Annotated in this window: 19 protein-coding genes; 12 read left to right on the top strand and 7 right to left on the bottom strand. The window is 68.0% G+C overall.

Features of this window, described 5'->3' with window-relative positions:
* The first annotated feature begins 27 nt into the window (after positions 1–27).
* Together BUR94_RS00085 and BUR94_RS00090 are read left to right on the top strand one after the other, a co-directional pair.
* Positions 28–1,743 carry a tetratricopeptide repeat protein gene (locus BUR94_RS00085; protein WP_074254255.1) on the top strand — a complete coding sequence of 572 codons (1,716 nt, stop codon included), beginning with the start codon at positions 28–30 and terminating at the stop codon, positions 1,741–1,743.
* Positions 1,730–2,587: a 4-(cytidine 5'-diphospho)-2-C-methyl-D-erythritol kinase gene (locus BUR94_RS00090; RefSeq protein ID WP_074254256.1), complete on the top strand. Its 858-nt coding sequence runs from the start codon at positions 1,730–1,732 to the stop codon at positions 2,585–2,587. The genes BUR94_RS00085 and BUR94_RS00090 overlap by 14 nt, the downstream gene beginning before the upstream one ends.
* A 21-nt stretch (positions 2,588–2,608) precedes the next feature.
* Here the strand turns inward: BUR94_RS00090 and BUR94_RS00095 are convergent, their stop codons facing one another.
* Positions 2,609–3,547, bottom strand: a complete 939-nt coding sequence (locus BUR94_RS00095; RefSeq protein ID WP_245794534.1) for a polyprenyl synthetase family protein — start codon at positions 3,545–3,547, stop codon at positions 2,609–2,611.
* A 130-nt stretch (positions 3,548–3,677) separates the two neighbouring features.
* Here BUR94_RS00095 and BUR94_RS00100 point away from each other — a divergent pair, with 130 nt between their 5' ends.
* The 3 genes from BUR94_RS00100 to BUR94_RS00110 all read left to right on the top strand — a co-directional run bounded on the left by BUR94_RS00100 (position 3,678) and on the right by BUR94_RS00110 (position 4,950).
* Entirely contained in the window at positions 3,678–3,896 is a 219-nt protein-coding gene (locus tag BUR94_RS00100; RefSeq protein WP_074254257.1) for a putative signal transducing protein, read from the top strand.
* A gap of 31 nt (positions 3,897–3,927) precedes the next feature.
* Positions 3,928–4,647 (top strand): tRNA1(Val) (adenine(37)-N6)-methyltransferase, encoded by a 720-nt coding sequence (locus tag BUR94_RS00105; protein WP_245794295.1) that lies wholly within the window; start codon positions 3,928–3,930, stop codon positions 4,645–4,647.
* A 138-nt stretch (positions 4,648–4,785) separates the two neighbouring features.
* Positions 4,786–4,950 (top strand): YdcH family protein, encoded by a 165-nt coding sequence (locus BUR94_RS00110; protein ID WP_074254259.1) that lies wholly within the window; start codon positions 4,786–4,788, stop codon positions 4,948–4,950.
* On the opposite strand, the gene yddG is transcribed toward BUR94_RS00110, so the two are convergent.
* Together yddG and gcvA are read right to left on the bottom strand one after the other, a co-directional pair.
* Positions 4,931–5,821: an aromatic amino acid exporter YddG gene (yddG, locus tag BUR94_RS00115; RefSeq protein ID WP_074254260.1), complete on the bottom strand. Its 891-nt coding sequence runs from the start codon at positions 5,819–5,821 to the stop codon at positions 4,931–4,933. The genes BUR94_RS00110 and yddG overlap by 20 nt on opposite strands.
* On the bottom strand, positions 5,818–6,759 hold the full coding sequence (gene gcvA, locus BUR94_RS00120) for a transcriptional regulator GcvA (RefSeq protein ID WP_074254261.1): 942 nt from the start codon (positions 6,757–6,759) through the stop codon (positions 5,818–5,820). Before gcvA ends, yddG begins: the two co-directional genes overlap by 4 nt.
* Positions 6,760–6,869: 110 nt before the next feature.
* On the opposite strand from gcvA, the gene BUR94_RS20560 reads away from it, so the two are divergent.
* On the top strand, positions 6,870–7,031 hold the full coding sequence (locus BUR94_RS20560; protein WP_175570396.1) for a hypothetical protein: 162 nt from the start codon (positions 6,870–6,872) through the stop codon (positions 7,029–7,031).
* Here the strand turns inward: BUR94_RS20560 and phbB are convergent.
* The 3 genes from phbB to BUR94_RS00135 all read right to left on the bottom strand — a co-directional run bounded on the left by phbB (position 7,028) and on the right by BUR94_RS00135 (position 10,153).
* Positions 7,028–7,750 (bottom strand): acetoacetyl-CoA reductase, encoded by a 723-nt coding sequence (gene phbB, locus BUR94_RS00125; RefSeq protein ID WP_074254262.1) that lies wholly within the window; start codon positions 7,748–7,750, stop codon positions 7,028–7,030. The two genes, BUR94_RS20560 and phbB, sit on opposite strands and share 4 nt — an antisense overlap.
* 90 nt (positions 7,751–7,840) lie before the next feature.
* Complete coding sequence (locus tag BUR94_RS00130; protein WP_074254263.1) at positions 7,841–9,016, bottom strand: acetyl-CoA C-acetyltransferase; 1,176 nt, start codon at positions 9,014–9,016, stop codon at positions 7,841–7,843.
* A 294-nt stretch (positions 9,017–9,310) separates the two neighbouring features.
* Positions 9,311–10,153, bottom strand: coding sequence for an EAL domain-containing protein (locus BUR94_RS00135; protein WP_074254264.1), 843 nt, complete (start codon positions 10,151–10,153; stop codon positions 9,311–9,313).
* 100 nt (positions 10,154–10,253) lie between these two features.
* Here BUR94_RS00135 and BUR94_RS00140 point away from each other — a divergent pair, with 100 nt between their 5' ends.
* On the top strand, positions 10,254–10,835 hold the full coding sequence (locus BUR94_RS00140; protein WP_074254265.1) for a DNA-3-methyladenine glycosylase I: 582 nt from the start codon (positions 10,254–10,256) through the stop codon (positions 10,833–10,835).
* 25 nt (positions 10,836–10,860) lie between these two features.
* Here BUR94_RS00140 and BUR94_RS00145 read toward each other — a convergent pair whose 3' ends face one another.
* Positions 10,861–11,412, bottom strand: a complete 552-nt coding sequence (locus BUR94_RS00145) for a TlpA family protein disulfide reductase (RefSeq protein WP_074254266.1) — start codon at positions 11,410–11,412, stop codon at positions 10,861–10,863.
* 23 nt (positions 11,413–11,435) lie between these two features.
* Between BUR94_RS00145 and argH the strand changes: the two genes are divergently transcribed.
* The 5 genes from argH (at position 11,436) to lysA (ending at position 14,732) form a co-directional block, all read left to right on the top strand.
* Positions 11,436–12,836: an argininosuccinate lyase gene (gene argH, locus BUR94_RS00150; protein WP_074254267.1), complete on the top strand. Its 1,401-nt coding sequence runs from the start codon at positions 11,436–11,438 to the stop codon at positions 12,834–12,836.
* Entirely contained in the window at positions 12,833–12,970 is a 138-nt protein-coding gene (locus BUR94_RS20355) for an argininosuccinate lyase (protein WP_139301183.1), read from the top strand. The genes argH and BUR94_RS20355 overlap by 4 nt, the downstream gene beginning before the upstream one ends.
* Positions 12,967–13,173 (top strand): hypothetical protein, encoded by a 207-nt coding sequence (locus tag BUR94_RS00155; RefSeq protein ID WP_074254268.1) that lies wholly within the window; start codon positions 12,967–12,969, stop codon positions 13,171–13,173. The genes BUR94_RS20355 and BUR94_RS00155 overlap by 4 nt, the downstream gene beginning before the upstream one ends.
* Complete coding sequence (locus BUR94_RS00160; RefSeq protein WP_074254269.1) at positions 13,151–13,336, top strand: hypothetical protein; 186 nt, start codon at positions 13,151–13,153, stop codon at positions 13,334–13,336. Before BUR94_RS00155 ends, BUR94_RS00160 begins: the two co-directional genes overlap by 23 nt.
* Before the next feature lie 97 nt (positions 13,337–13,433).
* A complete protein-coding gene (gene lysA, locus BUR94_RS00165; protein WP_074254270.1) occupies positions 13,434–14,732 on the top strand; it encodes a diaminopimelate decarboxylase in 1,299 nt (432 codons plus the stop codon).
* Positions 14,733–14,734: the final 2 nt, after the last annotated feature.

Here is a 14,734-nt window from a genome sequence, read left to right on the forward strand (position 1 = left end):
CAAGAACAGAGGTTCGAGAGCCCCGTCATGATCCCCACCCTTCTGCGTTCCGCCGCGGCCCTTGCGCTTGCGGTGAGCACCGCCCTCCCTGCCGTTGCTCAACAGGCTGACCGGGGGCTCGCAGGCTCCTATCTCGCGGCCCGGGTGGCGAGCTTCAACAACGATTTCCGCGCGGCGGCCGACTACTACACCCGCGCCCTGGTGCGCGACCGCGGCAATCCGCTGCTGCTGGAGAACGCCATTCTCGCCTTTGTCGGGCTGGCCGATTTCAGGGCGGCGGTGCCGATCGCGCAGCAGATGGTGGCGACCGTCGAGGAAAGCCAGATCGCGCAGCTGGTGCTGATTGCCGACCGGCTCCGCAAGAAGGAGTACCAGCCGGTGCTCGACGAGCTGGATGCGGGCGAGACGGTGGGGCCGCTGGTGGACGGGCTGGTGCGGGCCTGGTCGGAGCTGGCCCTGGGCAACATGGACAAGGCGCTGGAGGCCTTTGACGCCGCCGCCAGCGACACCGGGCTCAAGGCCTTCGGGCTTTATCACAAGGCGCTGGCCTTCGCGGTGGCGGGCGACTTCGAAGGGGCCGACAACATCTTCTCGGGGCGCGAGGCCGGGCCGCTGCGGCTGTCGCGCCGGGGCGTGATCGCCCATGCGCAGGTGCTGAGCCAGCTGGGCCGGAACCCCGACGCGGTGGAGCTGATGGACAAGGCCTTCACCCGGGATCTGGACCCGGAGCTGAGCACCATTCGCGCGCAGCTGGAGGCGGGCGAGACCCTGCCCTTCACGGTGATCGGCTCGGCCGACGACGGGCTGGCCGAGGTGTTCCTCAGCGTTGCCGGCGCGCTCAACGGCGAGACGACCGACAGCTACACGCTGCTCTATTCGCGGACCTCCGAGTTCCTGCGCCCGGACGACAACACCGAGGCCCTTCTGCTCTCGGCGGAGCTGCTCGACCAGATGCAGCAGTTCGAGCTGGCAACGCGGACCTATGACCGGGTGTCGCGCGACGACCCGGCCTTCCATGCCGCCGAGATGGGCCGCGCCGAGGCGCTGCGGCAGGACGGCAAGGTGGATGCCGCCACGGAGGTGCTGCGCCAACTGGCGCGGACCCGTCCCGAGATCCTGGGCGTGCACATCGCGCTGGGCGACATTCTGCGCGGCGAGGAAAAATGGGCCGAGAGCGAGGCCGCCTATGACAAGGCCATCGCGCTCTTCGAGGATGACCTGGAGACCCATTGGGTCGTCTACTACGCGCGGGGCATCACCCGCGAGCGGCTGAAGACCTGGGCCCTGGCGGAGGCCGACTTTCGCAAGGCGCTGGAGCTGCGGCCGAACCAGCCGCAGGTGCTGAACTACCTCGGCTATTCCTACGTGGAGATGGGCGAGAACCTCGTCGAGGCGCTCGACATGATCGAGCGCGCGGTGGCCGAGCGGCCCGACAGCGGCCATATCACCGACAGCCTCGGCTGGGTGCTCTACCGGCTGGGCCGTTACGACGAGGCGGTGGGCCACATGGAGCGTGCCGCGGAGCTGCTGCCCGTCGATCCCATCGTGAACGACCACCTGGGCGATGTGTACTGGGCCGTGGGGCGGCAATTGGAGGCGCGGTTCCAGTGGAAACGGGCGCTCAGCTTCGACCCGGAGGAGAGCGATGCGCTGCGCATCCGCCGCAAGCTGGAGCTGGGCCTCGACAGGGTGCTCGCGGAGGAGGGGGCCAAGCCGCTGACGGTCGTGAATGACGAAGGTTGAGGCCTTCGCCCCGGCCAAGATCAACCTCGCCCTCCACGTCACCGGCCGCCGCAGCGACGGGTATCACATGCTCGACAGCCTGGTGTGCTTTGCCGCGGTCGGCGACCACCTGAGCCTGCGGGACGCACCGGGCATGAGCCTTGGCGCATCGGGGCCGTTCGGTGCGATCGTGCCGGCAGGGCCGGGCAACCTGGTGCTCCGGGCCGCGGAGCTGATGGAGGCCGAGGCGGCGCGGCAGGGCATTGCGGTGGGCGGTGTCTCGATCCAGCTCGAAAAGCACCTGCCGATGTCGGCCGGGCTCGGCGGCGGGTCGGCGGATGCCGCCGCGACCCTGCGGGGGCTTTCGGAGCTATGGGGGGTGCCGGTGCCGGGGCCGCATGCGCTGGCCATGGCGCTCGGGGCCGATGTGCCGGTGTGCCTCGATCCCGAGACCGCCTGGCGGATGCAGGGGATCGGCGAGGAGCTGACGCGGCTGGAGCGGCTTCCGGCGCTGAACCTGCTGCTGGTCAACCCGGGCGTGCCGGTGGCGACGGCGGCGGTGTTCGGGCGGCTCGAGCGGGCCGACAATGCGCCCATGCCGGAGATCCCGGCGGCGCCCACGCGGCGGGAGCTGGTGGATTGGCTGACGTGGCAGCGCAATGACCTCGAAGCGCCGGCCTGCTCGCTCGCGCCCGAGATCGGCGAGGTGCTCGACGAGCTCCGGGGACTGGAAGGCACTATGCTGGCGCGGATGTCGGGCTCGGGCGCCACCTGCTTTGCCATCTTCGAGGACAACGAGGCCCGCGACCGCGCGGCGGGCCTGCTGCGCGACGAACGCCCCGAGTGGTGGGTGGCGGAAGCCTAGCCCCCGCGAAACCGGGCCGGCCTAGCGGATGCGGGCGACGACGTAATCGGCGAGATCGGTGAGCATGCTGCGCATGTCGCTTTCGGGCAGCGGGGCCAGGGCTGCCTTGGCGCGGTCGGCCCAGCGGGTCGCCTCGGTGCGTGTGGCCTCGAGCGTGCCGTGCCGGGCAAGCAGCGACAGAGCCGTCTCCAGGTCTCCCTCCTCCTGCTTGCCACGCTCGATGCAGCGCTTCCAGAATGCCCGCTCCTCGGCATCGGCGAGGGCCACGGCCTTGATGACCGGCAGGGTCAGCTTGCGCTCGCGGAAGTCGTCGCCCACGTTCTTGCCGGTGGCACCGGCATCGCCGGCGTAGTCGAGGTAGTCATCGACGATCTGGAAGGCGATGCCGAGCGCGTCGCCGTAGTCGAAGAGCGCTTGCGTCACGGCGTCGGGGGCCCCGGCGATCACCGCACCGGCCTCGGTGGCCGCCGAGAAGAGCGCGGCGGTCTTGCCGCGGATGATCTTGAGATAGACGCACTCGTCGGTGGCGAGGTTCTGCGCCGCGGTGAGCTGCAGCACCTCGCCCTCGGCGATGGTTGCGGCCGCGTTGGACAGGATCGACAGAACCCGCAGGTTGCCCGGCTCGACCATGAGCTGGAAGGCGCGGGCGAAGAGGTAATCGCCCACCAGAACCGAGGACTTGTTGTCCCACAGCAGGTTGGCGGTGGGCCGGCCGCGGCGCTGGGCGCTCTCGTCGACCACATCGTCGTGCAACAGCGTGGCGGTATGGATGAATTCGACCGTCGCGGCGAGATGCAGATGGAACGGCCCGGCATAGTCGCAGAGGCGGGCCGCGGCGAGCACGAGCATGGGACGGAGCCGCTTGCCGCCGGCGTCGATCAGGTGGGCCGAGACCTCGGGGATGCGGGGGGCATGTTCGGAGGCCATGCGCTCGGCAATGAGCGCGTTCACTGCCTCCATTTCGCCGGCCAGCGCCTCTGCCAGCCGTTCGTGCGGCCTGGTCTGCGCGGCAGCCTCTGCTGTCTTCGGCACGTTCACCCTCTCGTCACCCCGCTCGACAGCCTCCCCGGCTGCGCTTAAGTCTCTGTACATGAAGGCCGTTCTGCGCACCACCGACCCGACACAACTCGCATTCGCCAAGGCTCTGCTGGACGGCGAGGATATAGCTTGCTTCGAAATGGACGTCCACATGAGCGTGCTCGAGGGCTCCATCGGAATATTGCCGCGCCGGTTGATGGTGGCGGATGCCGACCACGCCGAGGCCGTGGAAGTGCTGCGGGACAATGGGGTGGATGGCGTTGTCGATTGAGTCGCGGTGCGACGCCTTTCTTGGCGGGCGCGTGCGGGCGTGGCAACCGGTTGCGGGCTACCGGGCGGGGGTGGATGCGGTGCTGCTGGCGGCGGCGGTGCCGGCCCGGCCCGGAGAGACGGCGCTGGAGCTGGGGGCCGGGGCCGGGGTGGCAAGCCTGTGCCTGGCCTCGCGGGTGGCGGGCATGGTGCAGACGGCGGTCGAGCGCGATCCGGGCTACGCGCATCTGGCGGGCCGGAACGCGGCCCAGAACGGGGTGGCGCTGGAGATCGTGGAGGCCGACCTGGCGGCGCTGCCCGAAACGGTGAAGGCGCGGCGCTTCGACCATGTAATGTTCAACCCGCCCTATTTTGACCGCACCCGGGGCAGCGCCTCGCCGGATGTGGCGCGCGAGATGGCCGTGGGCGAGGAAACGCCGATCGGCATATGGGTGGATGTGGCCGCCCGGAGGCTGGCGCCGGGGGGCTGGCTCACGGTGATTCACAAGGCCGAGCGGATGCCCGAGTTGCTCGGTGCGATCGTGGCGCGGGGCGGCTTTGGCGGGGCCGCGGTGCTGCCCCTTGCCGGGCGCACGGGGCGACCGGCGGGTCGGGTGATCGTGCAGGCGCGCAAGGGCGCGCGGGCCGAGGCCCGCCTGCTGGCACCGCTGGTGCTGCACGAGGGGCCGGTGCACGAGACGGATGCCGAGGACTACACCGCGGAAGTCTCGGCAATTCTCCGCGAAGGGGCCGCCCTGAGGCGGCTATTGTGACGGCTCTGTGAAGTATTAAACCTTTGGTAACGTTTGGGCTTGACCTTTAATCACATCCGATTTGAGCGGCCCACGTGACACGACTCAGTTTGTGTGCTGCAATCTCCGGACACAACCATCACAAGAGAGGAGATACTCATGTCCGTGACTGCCCATCTTCAGGAGCTCCGTCGCAAACACCAGGTACTCTCGGCCGAGGTGGAAGAGGCGCAACGAAGCCCCGGGGTGAGTGACTTTGCCATCGCGGAGATGAAAAAGCAGAAGCTGAAGCTGAAGGAAGAGATCAGCCGGCTGGCGAACTGAGTTTTGGCGCGCGCGCGCTCGCACGGGCTGCGAGCACCGCGCCCAGCGTGATCAGGAGGGCAGAGGCGGCCAGCCACTCGGTCGGCTTTGCCACTCCCGCGAGCACCAGCACGAGGGTGGAGAGCAGCGGGGCCGCGTAGGAGGCGGTTCCGAGGAGCTGGATGTTTCCGCGCTTCACCCCGATATCCCAGACATAGAAGGCCAAGCCCACCGGCCCCAGACCGAGCGCCAGCATGCTGGCCCAGCCGAGCCCGTCATGTGGCCAGGCGGTTTCTTCCAGCGCGAGATGCGCCACGGCGGAGAGCAGGGCCGAGGCGAGGCAGAAGAGGGTGACGACCTCCGAGGGGGCCGCGCCGAGCCGCCGCGAGAGCACCGTGTAGCTCGACCAAGTGAGGGCGCAGGCGAAGGCAAGGGCGTAGCCCTTGGCCCATTCGGCCGAGAGCCCCGCGCCGCCCTTGGAAATCAGCAGGGCCGCCCCGACAAAACCGGTGATCGCCCCTAGCACATGCCCGGCCCGCAACCTCTCTCCCGGCAGGAGGCCGGACAGCAGCACGATCAGGAGCGGCCAGAGGTAGGCGACGAGCCCGGCCTGGGCGGGCGGGGCGACGCGCAGGGCGGAAAAATAGAAGAAGTGGTAGCCGAAGAGCCCGGCGGTGCCGAACGCGATCACCTTCCAGCCGGGCGCGATCATGCGGGCAAAGCCGCCGGGCCGCGCCGCGCACCAGATCAACCCGATTGCCCCGCCGATGCTGAAGCAGATGGCATTGAGCTGAAGCGGCGGCACCGGGCCGGATCCCACGGTGAAGAGCGCGAGCAGGGCCCACATCAGGATGGCGGTGAAGCCGATGGCGGTGGCGAGAGAGCGGGTCATGGCAACTCGGCGAAGTCGAGGAAGGTGAGCGAAAGGCCCGGGTCGGGGGTGTCGGCGATGCGGGCGAGGATCCAGGCAAGGAAGGCGGCGATCTGCGGGCGGGTTTCTTCGCCCGACCGGCAGAGCAGCCTGTAGCGGTGCGGAAGCCGGATGGCCAGTGGATAGGGCGCGACCAGCGCGCCCGAGGCCAGGTCGCCCTGCGCGATCGACCAGCGGCCCAGCACCACCCCGGTTCCGGAGACGGCGGCATCGGTGGCGTGGTCGGCATGAGAAAAGCGCGGGCCCCCCGGCGCGGGGGGCGTCAGGCCGGCGGCCCTGAAGTAGCGCGGCCAGTCGAGTGTATCGGGGCCGAAGGGGTAGTTGTCGGTGTGCACCAGGGGGGCGGTGACGAGGCTCTCGGGCGTGGGGTGGGCGGCGGCGAGGGCGGGGCTCATCATCGGCGCGGCCCATTCGTCGCAGAGGCAGGTGTTGAAGAGGCCCGGATCGTCACGGTCGGAGAAGCGGATGGCAAGGTCGATCCCGTCGGTCTCGAAGTCCATCCGGCGCAGGCTGGCGGAGAAGTTCAACTCGATGTCGGGATGCGCGCGGGCGAAGTCGGGCAGGCGGGGCGCGAGCCACTTGGCGGTGAAAGCGGGGCCGGCGGTGACGGTGAGGCGGGCCGGGTCGGTGGCACGGCGGGCGGCGGCCCAGCCACGGGTGAGGGCGGAAAACCCCTCGCGGGCACCGGGCACCAGCGCACGGCCCGCCTCGGTGAGTTCGACCGCGCGGTTGAGGCGGCGGAAGACCGGCGCGCCGAGGTGCTCTTCGAGCGACTTGATCTGCAGCGACAGCGCCTGCGGGGTGACGTGCAGCTCCTCGGCGGCGCGCGCGAACGACAGGTGCCGGGCCGCGGCCTCGAAGGCACGCAGCGCGGTGAGCGGGGGCAGGGCGGCGGGCATGGGTAAGAGAAACTTGTCTGAATTGCGAGGAAGTCTGGTTTGCGGGCTTGTTTTGCGGGGAGCATAGTCAGGGCAGTCTAGAAAGTCTTGCTCAAAAGGAGCGCTTCCCGATGCTGAACCATGCCCCCTCTGCCGCCATTGCGGCCGCCAATGCCCGTGCCCGTCAGCTCCGCGCCGAGGCCTTCACCGGCTTCTTTCGTGCGCTCTTCGGACAGCAAAAAGGGGCCGCGGATCGCTCCACGGCCCCCGAATGCTGCGGCTGCGCGGCCTAGACGAAGAACTGCGCGCCGTTGGCCGAGATGGTCGAGCCGTTGATGAAACCCGAGTCCTCGGAAGCGAGGAACAGCACGCAGCGGGCGATCTCCTCGGGCGTGCCGAGGCGGCCCGCCGGGATGCCCGCGATGATCTTGTCGCGCACGCTCTCGTCGATGGACATGACCATCTCGGTGGCGATGTAGCCGGGGCAGATCGCGTTGGCGGTGATGCCGGCGCGGGCGCCTTCCTGGGCCAGCGACTTGACGATGCCGAGGTCGCCCGCCTTGGTGGCGGCGTAGTTCACCTGGCCGGCCTGGCCCTTCTGGCCGTTGATCGAGGAAATCACGATCACCCGGCCGAACTTGCGCTCGCGCATGCCAGGCCAGCAGGGGTGGACGGTGTTGAAGACGCCGGTGAGGTTGGTGCCGATCACCTCGTTCCACTGCTCCGGGGTCATCCGGTGGAACATGGCGTCACGGGTGATGCCGGCATTGGCGACAACGGTGTCGATCGGGCCGATCTCCTCGGTGATCTTGTCGATCCCGGCCTTGGAGGCGGCATAGTCGGCCACGTCCCACTTGTAGGTCTTGATGCCGGTGGCCTCGGTGAAGGCCTTGGCCTTCTCGTCGTTGCCGGCGTAGGTGGCGGCCACTTCGTAGCCTTCCGCCTTCAGGGCTTTCGATATGGCTTCGCCAATTCCCCGGCTTCCGCCGGTGACGAGTGCAACGCGGGTCATATGGGTCTCCTCCTCCGTGTTGGAGGCATTGTTACGTGAGGGTCGCTGGTCGCGCAACTATATTGCGCGACCCTTCTGCGGTGCGGCGCGTTACGGCCGCTCGAGGCACATGGCCACGCCCATGCCGCCGCCGATGCAGAGCGTGGCGATGCCCTTCTTGGCGTCGCGGCGCTTCATCTCGAAGAGCAGGGTGTTGAGCACCCGGCAGCCCGAAGCGCCGATGGGGTGGCCGATGGCAATGGCGCCGCCGTTCACGTTGACGATCGAGGGATCCCAGCCCATGTCCTTGTTCACGGCGCAGGCCTGGGCGGCGAAGGCCTCGTTGGCCTCCACCAGGTCGAGATCGGAGACCGACCAGCCGGCCTTGTCGAGCGCCTTGCGGGAGGCATAGATCGGGCCGACGCCCATCACCTTGGGGTCGAGACCGGCGGTGGCATAGGAGGCGATGCGGGCGAGCGGCTCGATGCCGCGCTTCTCGGCCTCCTCGGCGCTCATCAGCAGCACGGCTGCGGCGCCGTCGTTGAGGCCCGAGGCGTTGGCGGCGGTCACGGAACCGTCCTTGGTGAAGGCGGGGCGGAGCTTTTGCATCGCCTCGATGGTGGCGCCGTGGCGGATGTACTCGTCCTTGTCCACGACGATGTCGCCCTTGCGGGTGGAGATGGTGTAGGCGGCGATCTCGTCATCGAACTTGCCGGCCTTCTGCGCGGCCTCGGCCTTGTTCTGGGAGGCGACGGCGAACTCGTCCTGCTGATCGCGGGAGATCTGCCACTTCTCGGCGACGTTCTCGGCGGTCTGGCCCATGTGGTAGCCGTTGAAGGCATCCCAGAGGCCGTCGCGGATCATGGTGTCGATATACTGCATGTCGCCCATCTTCTGGCCCTGGCGCAGGTTGGCGCAGTGGGGCGACATGGACATGTTCTCCTGGCCGCCGGCGGCGACGATGGAGGCATCGCCGAGCTGGATGTGCTGGGCGCCGAGCGCCACGGCGCGCAGGCCCGAGCCGCAGACCTGGTTGATGCTCCAAGCGGCGGATTCGATGGGCAGGCCGGCGTTGATGTGGGCCTGACGCGCGGGGTTCTGGCCCTGGCCGGCGGTGAGCACCTGGCCGAGGATGGTTTCGGACACATCCGCCTTGTCGATGCCCGCGCGGGCGACGATGGCCTCGAGCACGGCCTTGCCCAGATCATGGGCGGGGGTGTTGGCGAAGGCACCGAGGAAGGAGCCCACAGGGGTCCGCGCGGCGGAGGCGATAACGACGTTGGTCATGAGACATCCTTTCCCGTTGACGTGGGCGAGGTGTCTTGTTGTCGCGAAGCGTCGTGACCCGACTCCACCCCGCCCGGATCACAGCCATGGGTAGAGAGTTGCGCAGGGCGGCGCAAGGGCCGGGTTGCTGCGCTGCGGCATTATGCTGCGGTGCGGCATGGCGGCGGCGCACGGTCGGGGGGACCGGGCCTCGGAGGAGCGCGGAACACATCGGTCGGGGCAGCGGGCCGACACACCCAGGCAATTTGGCTGCGAGCGGATGACCCAGGCGTGGCAGGCCGTGGGCGCCGGGGATCAGCCGGCGCGGCGCATGCCGCGCGGGAACTCGCGCCAGCTCGGCGAGGTGGTGGGCGCGCCGAAGTGGTAGCCTTGCAGGCAGTCCACCCCGATCTCGGAGAGCACCGCGGCATCCTCGGCGTTCTCGACGAACTCGGCCACGGTAAACATGTCGAAATGCCGGGCGATGGAGATCATCGCCTCGACGATCACCCGGTTGTCGGGGTCGCGGGCGATGCCCTTCACGAACTGGCCGTCGATCTTGAGGATATCGAAGAAGAAATCCCGGAAGTAGCGGAAGGCCGTGTAGCCGGCGCCGAAATCGTCCAGCGCGAAGGAGACGCCGCGGGTTTGCAGATCGAGCATGAAGACGGAGGTGATGTCGGGCATGACGATTGCGGAGGATTCGGTGATCTCGATGATCAGACGCTCGGCCAGGGTGGGTGCCATGGCGAGCCCGCGCTCAAGCGTCTGCATCCAGCGGGGATAGCCGATGGAGCGGGCCGACATGTTGATGGCGAGCCGAAGGCCGGGAGCCTCGTGAAGGGCGGTGAGGCCCATCTCGAGGGCGAGACAGTCGATGATGCGACCGATCTCGTTGGTCTCGCAGGCGGAGATGAACTCACGCGCGGGAATCACCCGCCCGGTATCGTCCAGCACCCGGATGAGCCCCTCGTAGAAGGCGGTTTTCTGGTGATCGGTGGCGCGGACGATGGGCTGGAAGGCGAGCAGCACATCCCGCCGGTCGAGCGCGGCGCGGACCATGGCGAGGATATCCGAGTCGCGCTGGCGCACGGCAGCGCCGAGGGGGGAGGATTCATCGGCCTCGAATCTGTGCCGCCGCGGTTCTGCTCCGGCCATCGCGCGCTCCGTTCTGTCAGGTATCGGCAGAATGCGGGTTGTTCCCTTAAGAAATGCTGAATATTCGTATTTTGTTCTAATTCGAGCGAAAGGGCGCGGAATGGGTGAGCGGTGCGGCTGGGTCGGGCAGGATCAGATCTACATCGACTACCATGACCAGGAATGGGGCGTGCCCGAATACGACGGTCGTGCGCTCTACGAGAAGCTCATGCTCGACGGGTTTCAGGCCGGGCTGAGCTGGATCACCATCCTGAAAAAGCGGGAGAATTTTCGCGCGGCCTTCGAGGGTTTCGAGCCCGCGCGGATTGCCGAATGGGGCGAGGGCGAGGTGGCGCGGTGCCTTGCCGATCCGGGCATCGTGCGGCACCGGGGCAAGATCGAGGCGGCCATCGGCAACGCGCGGGGCTGGCTGGAGATCGAGGCGCGTGAGGGGTTTGCAGAGTATCTCTGGAGCTACGTGGATGGCGCGCCGGTGCAGAACCGCTGGGGCTCGCTGAAGGAAGTGCCGGCGAAGACGCCGGTTTCGGAGGCGATCTCCAAAGACCTGAAGAAACAGGGCTTCCGCTTTGTCGGACCGACCATCGTTTATGCCTTCATGCAGGCGGTGGGCATGGTGAACGACCACGTGGCGACCTGCCCGCGCCATGCCGCCTGTGCCGCCCTGGGGCAAAGGCCTAGCTGAGACGTTTCAGCAAGAAAATGAGCGGTTAAGCGCCCTCTTCCACCAGAGCGGCGATGATGGCGCGGGCGCTGTCGCTGTTCCACTCTGCGTCGCCGGTGAGGCGGGCGACTTCGCGGCCTTCGGCGTCGAGGATCACGGTGACGGGCAGGCCGAGGATACCCATGTTGCGGGCGAGCTTCTGCTTGGGGTCGAGGTAGACGGGCAGGTTGGTGACCCCGATCTCGGAGAGGAACCGGTCGATCGCGCCTTCGGGGTTGCGCCCGGTTGCCACGGTGATGACGCGGGCGCCGGTGCCGTCGAGCGCGGTTTGCAGCTCGGAGAGGGCGGGCATCTCCTTGCGGCAGGGCGCGCACCAGGTCGCCCAGAAGTTGACCACGGTGACGGTGCCCTCGAACTCGGCCAGCGTCACCGCACCATCGGGGCCGGTGATGCTTTCGCCCGGCACGTCGCGGGGTTCGGCGTGGAGGGCCAGTTTTTTCATGCTGCCGTCGCGGAGCGCCTCGATGGCGGCGAGATCGCCCGCGTTTGCAGAGGTGGCCAGCGCCGTGTAGAGAACCGCGGCAATCAGTCTTCTCATTTTCAACTCCTTCAGGCCCCGACATGACAGAGACCCAGAACAAAGCCGCCAATGCCATGTGGGGCGGGCGGTTCTCCGCCGGTGTGGACGCGATCATGGAGGCGATCAATGCCTCGATCGGGTTCGATCAGCGTATGGCGCAGCAGGACATCGCGGGGTCGCGCGCCCATGCCGCCATGCTGGCCGAGGCCGGCATCATCTCGGATAGCGATGCCGAGGCGATCCGGGAAGGGCTGCTCACGGTGTTGTCAGAGATCGAAGGCGGAACGTTTCAGTTTTCGGCGGCGCTGGAGGACATTCACATGAATGTCGAGGCGCGGCTGGTGGAGCTGATCGGCGAGCCGGGCAAGCGGTTGCACACCGGGCGGTCGCGCAATGACCAGGTGGCGACGGACTTCCGGCTCTGGGTGCGCGACCAGTGCGATGCGGCGGTGCCGGCGATCCGGGCGGTGCAGAAGGCGCTGCTGAGCCAGGCCGAGCGGGGCGCGGACTGGGTGATGCCGGGCTACACCCATTTGCAGGTGGCCCAGCCGGTGACATGGGGCCACCACATGCTCGCCTATGTCGAGATGCTGGGGCGCGATGTGAGCCGGTTTCAGGATGCGCGGGCGCGGATGAACGAGTCGCCGCTGGGCGCGGCCGCGCTGGCGGGCACGAGCTTTCCCATCGACCGGGAGGCAACGGCGAAGGCGCTGGGCTTCGACCGGCCGATGGCCAACAGCCTCGACGCGGTGGCGGACCGGGACTTTGCGCTGGAGTTTCTCGGCGCGGCGAGCATCTGCGCGATGCACCTGAGCCGCTTGGCGGAGGAGCTGGTGATCTGGTCTTCGGCGCAGTTCCGCTTTGTCACGATGAGCGACACCTGGTCCACCGGCTCGTCGATCATGCCGCAAAAGAAGAACCCCGATGCCGCCGAGCTGATCCGCGGCAAGATCGGGAGGATCCTCGGGGCCAACCTCGGGCTGCTGACGGTGATGAAGGGCCTGCCGCTGACCTATTCGAAGGACATGCAGGAGGACAAGGAGGGCGTGTTCGACGCCGCCGACACGCTGATGCTGGCGCTGGCCGCGATGGCGGGGATGGTGGAGACCATGAGCCCCAACCGCGAGAAGCTGGCCGAGGCGGCGGGCACCGGATTTTCGACCGCGACCGACCTTGCCGACTGGTGCGTGCGGGTGCTGAACCTGCCGTTCCGCGACGCGCATCACGTGACCGGCGCGCTGGTGGCACTGGCCGAAAAGACCGGGCGCGACCTGCCGGAGCTGACGCTGGAAGAGATGAGATCGGTGAAGCCCGAGATCACCGAGGATGTCTTCACGGTGTTGTCGGTGGACAATTCGGTGGCATCGCGCACATCCTACGGCGGAACGGCGCCGGCCAACGTGCGGGCGCAGATTGCCCGCTGGAAGGAAGCCCTGACGTGAGACTTGCCCTTGGCCTTGCTGCCCTGCTGACGCTCGCCGGCTGCGGTATCGACGGAGAGCCGGAGCCGCCTGTGGAGCCGGGTGTGCACATCAGCGGCACGGTGAAGGTGGGTATCGTCGGGGGCAGCGGATGAGCCGCCTGCTGGCCGCTGTCGCACTCGGAGCGCTGGCCGCCTGCGATGGCGGGTTGAAGGTGGGCGTGGACCTGCCGACCAAGGTGCAGGCCGGGGTGGCCGGGTCGAGCGACGGCGAGACCCAGCTGATCCAGCGAGTGACGGACAACGAGCCCTACATCCTGATCGGAGCCGACGAGAATGACCGCACGCTCGCCTTTTGAGCTGGCGCTTCTGGGCGTGGCCCTTGTCTTGCTGTCGGCATGCGAGGCCAGCACCAACGAGCCGCCCTACCCGCCGGGCATCCACTTTACCGGCAAGGCGCAGATGGGCGTGGCCAAGGATGCCGATGGCAATATCCGCATGGTGACGCGGATCACCGACTGACCTCCAGCGCCGTGGCGGGCCCGGGCTGGCGGCCTTTCTCACCGATTGAACTGAGCGCCGCAGGGCAGTAGGAACGCGCGGAACGAGCGAGGGCGCGATGGACCATTTTCTCTACCGTGACGGCGTGTTGCATGCCGAGGATGTTGCCATCCCGGCGATTGCGGCGGAGGTGGGCACGCCCTTCTACGTCTATTCCACGGCCACGCTGACGCGGCACTACAAGCTCTTCGAGGAGGCGCTCGAGGGGGTGCCGCATTGTATCTGCTTTGCCATGAAGAGCCTCGCCAACCAGGCGGTGCTCACGCTCCTGGGCAAGCTGGGCGCGGGGATGGACGTGGTTTCGGGCGGCGAATACGCCCGCGCGATCGCGGCGGGTATCCCCGGCGAGCGGATCGTGTTCTCGGGCGTCGGCAAGACCCGCGCCGAGATGGCGATGGCCCTGGAGAGCGGTATCCGGCAGTTCAACATCGAGAGCGAACCCGAGATGGAGGCGCTTTCGGAGGTTGCCTGCGCGATGGGCACCGAGGCCCCGGTGACGCTTCGGGTGAATCCGGATGTGGACGCCAGGACCCATGAGAAGATCTCGACCGGCAAGAAGGGCGACAAGTTCGGCATCCCGATCTCGCGCGCGAAGGAGGTTTATGCCCATGCCGCCCGTCTGCCCGGCCTGCGGGTGGTGGGGATCGACGTGCATATCGGCAGCCAGCTCACCGACCTTGCGCCCTTCGAGACGGCCTTTCTCAAGGTGGTGGAGCTGACCCATGCGCTGCGCGCGGAGGGCCACCGGATCGAGCGGCTGGACCTTGGCGGGGGCCTCGGTATTCCCTACGAGCGGAGCAACTCCGCACCGCCGCTGCCCATCGAGTATGGCGCGATGATCAAGCGGGTAACCGAGGGGCTCGACGTGGAAGTCGAGATCGAGCCGGGGCGGCTGATCTCCGGCAATGCGGGGCTGCTGGTGAGCTCGGTGATCTACGAGAAGGACGGGGATGGTACCGACTTTCTCATCCTCGACGCGGCGATGAACGACCTGCTCCGGCCCGCGATGTATGGCGCGCACCACGATATCGTGCCTGTGATCGAGGCCGAGCCGGGGGCGGAACAGCGGACCTACGACATCGTCGGCCCGGTCTGCGAATCGGGCGATACCTTTGCCCGCAAGCGCACCATGCCGCCTGTGAAGCCGGACGAGCTGGTCGGCTTTCGCTCTGCCGGTGCCTATGGTGCCGTGATGTCGAGCGAATACAACTCGCGGCCGCTCATTCCGGAGGTGCTGGTGAGCGGAGATAACTTTGCTGTCATTCGCGAGCGACCGACCTTTGACGAAATGATTGCGCGCGATAAGGTTCCCTCGTGGGTGCAGGCCATGACGGCCGCGCCCGAGCCCGAATCCTGACC

It is taken from the genome of Vannielia litorea, from assembly GCF_900142295.1.
In the GTDB taxonomy this organism is placed as follows: domain Bacteria; phylum Pseudomonadota; class Alphaproteobacteria; order Rhodobacterales; family Rhodobacteraceae; genus Vannielia; species Vannielia litorea.